Annotated in this window: 6 protein-coding genes; 2 read left to right on the top strand and 4 right to left on the bottom strand. The window is 44.3% G+C overall.

What is annotated here, in order from left to right; genetic code table 11:
- Positions 1 to 407 precede the first annotated feature (407 nt).
- Positions 408 to 1,220 (top strand): hypothetical protein, encoded by an 813-nt coding sequence (locus AC27EZ_RS15070; protein WP_487136104.1) that lies wholly within the window; start codon positions 408 to 410, stop codon positions 1,218 to 1,220.
- A gap of 107 nt (positions 1,221 to 1,327) precedes the next feature.
- Here AC27EZ_RS15070 and AC27EZ_RS15065 read toward each other — a convergent pair whose 3' ends face one another.
- Genes AC27EZ_RS15065 through AC27EZ_RS15055 form a run of 3 tightly spaced genes read right to left on the bottom strand, consistent with a single transcriptional unit; the run spans position 1,328 to position 5,490 of the window.
- Positions 1,328 to 2,737, bottom strand: a complete 1,410-nt coding sequence (locus tag AC27EZ_RS15065; protein WP_487136103.1) for a TolC family protein — start codon at positions 2,735 to 2,737, stop codon at positions 1,328 to 1,330.
- 17 nt (positions 2,738 to 2,754) lie between these two features.
- Complete coding sequence (locus AC27EZ_RS15060) at positions 2,755 to 3,798, bottom strand: HlyD family secretion protein (RefSeq protein ID WP_487136102.1); 1,044 nt, start codon at positions 3,796 to 3,798, stop codon at positions 2,755 to 2,757.
- Positions 3,799 to 5,490 (bottom strand): ABC transporter transmembrane domain-containing protein, encoded by a 1,692-nt coding sequence (locus tag AC27EZ_RS15055; protein ID WP_487136101.1) that lies wholly within the window; start codon positions 5,488 to 5,490, stop codon positions 3,799 to 3,801. It lies immediately after the preceding gene.
- A gap of 103 nt (positions 5,491 to 5,593) precedes the next feature.
- On the opposite strand from AC27EZ_RS15055, the gene AC27EZ_RS15050 reads away from it, so the two are divergent.
- Positions 5,594 to 6,493 (top strand): LysR family transcriptional regulator, encoded by a 900-nt coding sequence (locus AC27EZ_RS15050; RefSeq protein WP_487136100.1) that lies wholly within the window; start codon positions 5,594 to 5,596, stop codon positions 6,491 to 6,493.
- Here the strand turns inward: AC27EZ_RS15050 and AC27EZ_RS15045 are convergent.
- A complete protein-coding gene (locus tag AC27EZ_RS15045; protein ID WP_487136099.1) occupies positions 6,453 to 7,532 on the bottom strand; it encodes a GGDEF domain-containing protein in 1,080 nt (359 codons plus the stop codon). The two genes, AC27EZ_RS15050 and AC27EZ_RS15045, sit on opposite strands and share 41 nt — an antisense overlap.
- Positions 7,533 to 7,608 lie beyond the last annotated feature (76 nt).

Below are 7,608 nucleotides of genomic sequence, written 5' to 3'. Positions count from 1 at the left end.
GCCGTTTCCGGCTGCTTCATCTCGAAGCGAGGCGCGCATTCTACGCGATTCGATTTCCGTGTCAACACTTTTTGAAAATTTATTTTCTAGAGCGTTTCCTTTGAAACCTTGCCAGTACTGCGCTATGGCGATAGTACTGACTTGCTTTTAACCGGTTAGCAATTTTGCTTTCCTGTCGAAGCGGATGCGCATTTTAGGGATTTATAACTAAAGGTCAAGCGCTATACCCTAAAAAGTTGATTAATTTGAACTGAATGGTTATTTTTCAGTCAAATGTGGTAATTAGTAGACAATTAGGACTAATTACTAATAGGATGGATGGTTATATCCTATAAAGTGTAGGGGCAAAAGCGCTGCAATTGTGTGGTAGATATTTTTGCATTACATAATAATTATAAGGTGGTTATATGTTTCGTAGGCTTTCATTTATATTCGCAGTGCTTCCAGTGTTAGGCGTAAGCGCTTTAGTAAATGCACAAACTGCAAATGAAGAAACAGTTACACCGGAACGGAATCTAGAAAGTAGTACTCAGCAAGATGCAAAGAGTCACGCGTTTCAAACTTCATTTTTAAAGCGTCAAGTCGATAGCTCTATGTCAGTAGGTAGAGCGATACGTTCTATTGCTGGCCACTATCCACAAGAAATGGTGTCTATTGTTGATATCGCACTTGATATTTATCCAGAAAAATATCGCGAGATCATTTTTGCCGCCGTTTCAGCCCAGCCTTCATCTACAGAAGAAATTGTGAAGCTGGCTATTGAGAAAGAAGTCAGTTCATGTCCAAGCATAGTGCAAATAGCAATTAGAGCTGAGCCTACTTATGTAGACTTCGTTGTTCAGGCTGCTGCAAACGCCACCCCCGAAGATTTAGACGAGATTGTACGCGTTGCAGTATTAACCCAGCCTGATTCTGCAGACAGCATTGTGCAGATATTATCTCAAGAGCACCCAAACAAAATCGTCGAGATTATGACGAGTGCCCTTAATGCTGTACCGTTTGTTGGCGAATACGTGGTTGATGCGCTACTTGCTATATTCCCTAATGATGCAGAGATGGTGGTAGAAACCGCCGTTAGAGAGTCTTCAACTCAGCGCGAACAGGTTATTCGTATATTGAATACCGCTCACCATGCAGGTGTAAACGACGTAAAACTGAAAGAGTATGCGTTATCGGCGGGTATGACCGAGACCGAATTCACCAGCGCTATTGATAATTAGTAAGGCAAGGCTTACTTGGCTAGGGCCTCGGTAAGTTTTGTTATTTGAGTGAAGTTAATAGTAAGTCATAAAAAGCGCTACGTTTAAACGTAGCGCTTTTTTTATGTCTAGTTCGCGGTGTAAAGCATGGCGGCTTCTCGATAAAGCCTAAGCTCTGCTTTTAATAAATCCACCCGCGCCGTAATTTCTTTCATTTGCGCTCTAATCTCACTTTGCGCACGCGCATTCAAAATAAACATGTCGCTGTCACCAGCATCAAAGCGTGTTTTTTCTACCCGTGAGAGCGTTCTTGCTAATGCGGCATTTTCTGTTTGTAACTCGGCAATGTCCTTCGCCTGCACCCAATAGACATAGGCTTGTTCAAAACGCTGCTGAATAGCTTGCTGCGTAGACACAAGCTTATGCTGTAGCTCTCTTTGTTTAGAAGTAAGCTGTGAGCGCTCGGCTTTCGCTTTTCGGTTTCCCAACGGATACGAGAACGATAAGCCTAATTTACTTTCGGTGCCCTCAAGCGTATTGGGGCCGGAACCTATATCACGGGCAACGGAGGCCTTTATATCAAGCTTGGGTAACAATGCATTACTGGCAAGTTGTACTTTATTGCCCACCACCTCTTGCTCTAACCGCATTACGTTTAGTTCAGGGTGGTTATTAATACTCTTTCTTAGTGTAGATAACTCAGCGCCACCCACCCAATACGGCCAGTGCAAATCTTTGGGAGGCACGGTGGCATTTAACCGCTTCATGTCTCCTTGAGGCGTACGCCAGTAAAAGGCCAACATTTGGGCATGAACATCGCGCTTTTGTTTTAACTCAGCCACCAGCAAACGCTGTTGTAGTATGTTGGCTCTGAACTCGGTAAGAATAACATTGGCCAAATCGCCCTTTTCTACCCGAGTCGTTAACGCTTTCTCTCGCTCGGCCGCATTCGCAAGTAACCCGTTTACAGCTTCAACCTGCAAGGCGCTTTCGTACCACGAAATATACTCTGCAATCCCTTTGTAAATAAAGTCGTTAATTAGGCTTGTGGCTTGTGCGCGCCACTGCGCACTAGCTAAACCTGCGTTTCTTAATTCGGTCCTGCGTTTATCTATCTCACGGTTTTGCAGCAAAGAGAATGTCATACCTACACTTGCCTCTCCGCCCGACAATGTATCGTAGTCTCCCTCGTATGACGGAAAGTCTCCATCGGCAATACGATACTCGGTAAACACAGAGCCGTTAAAATCTTCAATAGGTTTTGTAAAGCGTTGCGACGCACTACTACCGTTGTAATAACCGCTTACGCGACTATTTGTTTTTTGCTCAATGAATGGGTCAAAGCTACTACGCGCAATTTCCAACTCCGCGGCCGCTTGATAGTTTCCTTCGTTGATGGCCATCACATACGGATGGTACTGCGTCATACTATCAATGAATTCATCGATTGTTGGCGCCGGTAACCCAGCAGATGTTTGCGCTACGCTACTGGCTGACAATACTGCGCCTAGTGCAAAACAAGCCAGACGAACTCGCATTTTTATCTCCCTCGCTATCATATTGACGGACTCGAGGAATTAGACATTTGTGGTTCCGATGTTGGTTGAGGCGGGAAGTTGTTAAGCTGTCGCCACATTTCATACCCTAAGCGTACTTCTTCAAGTAGCACCCACGCTTTCACTCTACTGCCTAAACGCGCAGAGCTTTCTGCAGGCCACGGTACATCGTTTTCGTCGGGTTTAATCCATACCTGGAAATCCCCCATGGCATTAGCTACTGGCTCGACATAGACAACTTCACCACCAAACGTACCGATAGCACTGCCTGGCCAACCGCTAAATTGAAAAACAGGCCAACCTTCAAACTGAAGCCGCGCTTTTGCGCCTGGCTTTACCAGTGGCGCATCTAACCCTCTTACGGTTACCCGCACACTGCGTCTTGCATCGGCTGGAATAAATTGTCCCAATACATCACCTGAATTCACAAACGTTGATACGCCACCAGACAATAGCCTAACGACTGTACCATCAACCGGCGCTACTTTGGTCTGGGTAGATTGGCGTGACAACGTCATACTTACGGCATTAATGTCGGATACCGACGCCGCCGCTTTCGCACGTAATTCTTGTACCTTAATTTGAGCTTGCTCAACTTCCTTACGCGACACTAACCCCTCTTCTTGAAGCGAGATTTGCCGTTGAAGGTTGTTCTCAGCATTTTTGACGGCGGTTTCGTTCGCCACATTTTTAAGTTTTGCAGCAGATAACTGCGACTGCAATTTCTCTAAACGATCAGCATCAATATCAATAAGCGTTACGATAGGGTCGCCTGCTTTTATTTGCTGACCTTCTCGTACATGCCATTTTTTTACTTGCCCATCGACTAAAGCATTAATAGGTTGCGTGCGGTCTTCTGGGTCTAGTGAGTCAACCATGCCCGTGCCATACGCCGTTTGGATCCACGGCGTAAAATACAGCACAAAACCACACGTAATCACTAAAAATATAATAATCCCACAAATTACGCGGTGTACTCTAGGAACGCGGAGTGCGGATAACGAACTAATATTGTCTAAAAAACGACGCTCTGCGGTATTCATCTAGCTCTCCTCCTTTGCACTGCTATCGCTTTTTTTATTTACATGCTGATAAAGCGTGGCTTCTGCATGATCAAACAGGCTCAATACACCGCTAAAGCATTCAGGTAATGGAATATTGGTAAAATACAGTATGGTAAATGGCTGGGCGCTAAGCCTATCAAGCAAACGAACACGTAATGCATAAGGAATAGCATCGAAATGTTGATTGATAATAACCACCTTTGGCTGCGCAATAATAGCAGCGGCCAGTTTAAGCAGTAAAAACTCTAGCGGCTGTAATGGTGCACCCAATACTGTCACTTTCGTTGATAAGCCTTCAGGCAGGTTATCTATCACGCTGGTTAGCTCTACAATATCGAGTGCAGCTCGTATTTCAGCAATGGTGGCATCTGGTTTCGCCAGCTTTAAGTAACGCTCTAGCGACACTTCAATAATGAGCGACCTATCAAGAATGGTCACCGCTTGTCTTAATTCATGAGTGTCGTAATCATTAAGGCTTAAATCGCCCAGCATAATGTCGCCAGACGGCACTCGCTCATATTGCTTTAAATATCCTAGAAGCTGCTTTTGAACCCAACTTTTACCGGTGGTAACGAAATACTGACTTCCGGGCTTGAGTACAAGATCCAACTTACAGGCATCGCCCTCATGTGATAGTACAACATTCTTAAATGCCAACTTAGATGACACCGGCACGTGTTCTGAATCTTTGTGCAACTGTTCTTGTGGCATACTTAGCGCGTGCCCCAATTTTTCTGCCGCACCATAAAGCTCGTAATACAATTTTAGGTATTGCGTAAAACGCGATAGCCCTAGAAATACCGCTGACATAATAAGCTCGGCTGCAACAAGTTGGCCGATGGACAATTGCCCCTGCACCACTAATACACCACCAATACCCAACAATGCAGCACTCGCCGTTGCATACATTAATAAAAACATAACCACTTGAGAGAACGTATAGTAAAAGTGACGCTTATGTTTATGAATGTAGTCGTTGATAAAGGCTTCAGTACTTCGCCCCGCATACTCCACATGGTCGGCAGACTTAAAAAACTCATGAGCACCGGCAATATCATGTAGCCACTTAGCAGAATTGTACTTAGCATTAGACAGCTGAATGGCCGTGCGCTTCGCCCCTCTCCCCCAAATTTTCCATACTGAATACATCACTAAAATAAGTACCAGATTAAAAGCAAACAATGCAGGGTGATAGAACGATACCAACGTAAAGCCCACCAGCATTTGCAAAATAAGGGCAAAGCCATCAATCATCAGTGAAGGAATATTTTTTTGCAGTGTCATTATGTCGAAATAACGCTGGGTAAGCGTAATGTTTTGCCGTCCCTCAAAAAAGCTATGTGGCGCCATAATCGTTTTTAAACTTAAATCGGCGGTAAGCCGCGCATATACCTTACGCTCGTAATATTCCATTATGCGCATTCTAAGGGCGCTAAACACACCAGATACAAACAGCGTCATAAATAACACAGACGCAAGAATAACAACCGCCCGGGTAGAGCCAATGTTTGCAATACTATTAATAAGCGTTTGAACGGCAATAGGTACTGCCAGCGTCATAAAACTGATTGCCACACCATACGCAATGGCCACCCAGAAAAAACTGACTTCCGGTTTTAATAACTTAAAAAGTGTTCGTTTGGTTACTTTTAAATCTATTGCTTTTCCCATGATCCCTACTTAAAACACTAATTAACCGTATGTGTACTATAATCGAACCAAAAATAAGAATAAATCTGTTATATTCTTCATACTTCATCGATTAAAGCTGATTATGCATCACTTAAACTATCATCATCTGTACTATTTTTATCTCATTGGCCGTGAGGGTAGCGTCGCGAAGGCGGCTAAGTTACTTCACGTTACGCCCCAAACCGTTAGCGGGCAGCTAAGCACGTTTGAAAACCAACTAGGTTATTCACTTTTCGACAGAATAAACAAACGCTTGTATCTTAACGCAAAAGGTAAACTTGCGTACCAGTATGCCAGTGAAATATTTCAAAAAGGCAGTCAACTCGCTGAACTGCTGAAAACATCGCATGAACATACTACGCGAGAATTCGTGATAGGTATTACTAATGGTATCCCTAAAGTTCTTTTTTACGATTTTGTGCATACCACAATGCGCAAACACGCTAACGTGAAGTATGTCATAAAAGAAGACAGCTTCGATGCGCTTCTTAAAGAACTGGCAATTAATGCTATCGACTTCATTATAGCCGATAGGGGCATTGCCCCAGGCACGCGTGTAAATGCAAACAGCTACTTTCTGGGTGAAACGCATATTAGTTTCTTTGCCAAAACGCCGCTTACACCACAACAAACATTTCCGCAGTGCTTAAACGACATGCCGCTGCTGTTTCCTGGTGATACCTCAGGTATTCATTTGTCGCTAGCCAGCTGGCTTGAAACTGAGCAACTGTTTCCCACGATCGTCGCTGAATTTGACGACAGCGCGCTGCTTAAACTATTTGGAAGTGAAAACTTCGGTGTATTTTGCGCACCGTCGGCGATTGCCCCGCACGTTGAAACCCAATATCAGGTGCACTGTATTGGCGAAGCCCCTAGTGTAAGCGAACGGTATTATGCCATATCGGGAAAGGCGCACTCAGATCATGCTATTGCAGACGATATTATTCACCAATCGAGGCAGGTGCTGGGGCAGAATGGCTAACCACCACACGGTTCCTGCCATTACGTTTAGCTTCATAAAGTGCCTTATCAGCCCGCTCAAATACATGTTTAAGTGCTTCATCTTGGCTGCATAAGGCAATTCCTGCACTCATCGACACCGTTAGTTGCTGTACCTTTTCACTTTCAAAGTATTCGCGCCAACGATTTACCAATTCATTGGCATCGTGTAGTGACGTATTGGGGAGCAATGCGATGAACTCCTCTCCTCCCCATCGTGCAAGTATGTCGGTTTTGCGCATATTCTTAAGCAATAACGCGGCAAACGTTTGCAGCACTTTGTCGCCACCTGCATGGCCTTGAGTATCATTTATCTGTTTGAAATGATCTATATCCATGACAACCAACACATTAGGCACCGACGCATAACGCGCCATTGTATGGGTGAACTGTTCTTCAAATGTCTCGCGTTTAAGTAAGCCTGTTAACCCATCCGTGCGCGCTAGCATGACCAACTTCTGATGCTGCTGTTCTATTTGTGCATAACCTGCTTCTCGGGTGCGTTCGTAAAACTTAAAAATGAGCAAATAAACAAGAAACACCTCAACCACATTGCTAAGGGCCGTATAGGTAAGCGGCACTGCCACCGGCTGATTAATTTGAACAACCACAAAATACGCCGCAATGAAAAATGCCAGAAGGGACACAATGGCACCGCTCACTCCCCCTACCAAAAAGAAGGCCAGAGGCGGAATAACGGTTACCCACAAAATAGACAGCGAACTGCCTTGTTTAATACACAGGTAAATGACGATAAGCAGTGTGATATGCAATGTTACTAAGCAAGCACTTAATGCGATATTCCCCGACCGTCGAAACCATAAGTACAGTAAAACAGAAAATAAGCACCCCAAGGTGTCTAGCCATATTAGGCTAGGAACTTTCGAAAATAGGATATTCTCGACAGACAGAAACGCAAAGACAGCAGCAGATATAATAAGCGCGTGAAACACAAGCTTAACCCGCCAATAATCTCGACTGTCTTTAGCGTATTGCGGAAAGGTTTTGTATAAAGAAGGCATCGATTCGCCACACTACATAAACACCTTTTAAAGGTAGCTTATGAATAGCGATTTTTATAATGCACTAGCAAAAATG

It is taken from the genome of Alteromonas sp. 4NH20-0056 (assembly GCF_057539655.1).
The sequence above is the reverse complement of the archived record's forward strand: the minus strand, read 5'-3'. Positions and strand labels throughout refer to the sequence as shown.

What these genes read in the sequence shown, in the direction of transcription:
- AC27EZ_RS15050 (WP_487136100.1), top strand. Translation starts at nt 5,594, where the DNA reads ATGCATCACTTAAACTATCATCATCTGTACTATTTTTATCTCATTGGC.
- AC27EZ_RS15045 (WP_487136099.1), bottom strand. Translation starts at nt 7,532, where the DNA reads ATGCCTTCTTTATACAAAACCTTTCCGCAATACGCTAAAGACAGTCGA.
- AC27EZ_RS15060 (WP_487136102.1), bottom strand. Translation starts at nt 3,798, where the DNA reads ATGAATACCGCAGAGCGTCGTTTTTTAGACAATATTAGTTCGTTATCC.
- AC27EZ_RS15070 (WP_487136104.1), top strand. Translation starts at nt 408, where the DNA reads ATGTTTCGTAGGCTTTCATTTATATTCGCAGTGCTTCCAGTGTTAGGC.
- AC27EZ_RS15055 (WP_487136101.1), bottom strand. Translation starts at nt 5,490, where the DNA reads ATGGGAAAAGCAATAGATTTAAAAGTAACCAAACGAACACTTTTTAAG.
- AC27EZ_RS15065 (WP_487136103.1), bottom strand. Translation starts at nt 2,737, where the DNA reads ATGCGAGTTCGTCTGGCTTGTTTTGCACTAGGCGCAGTATTGTCAGCC.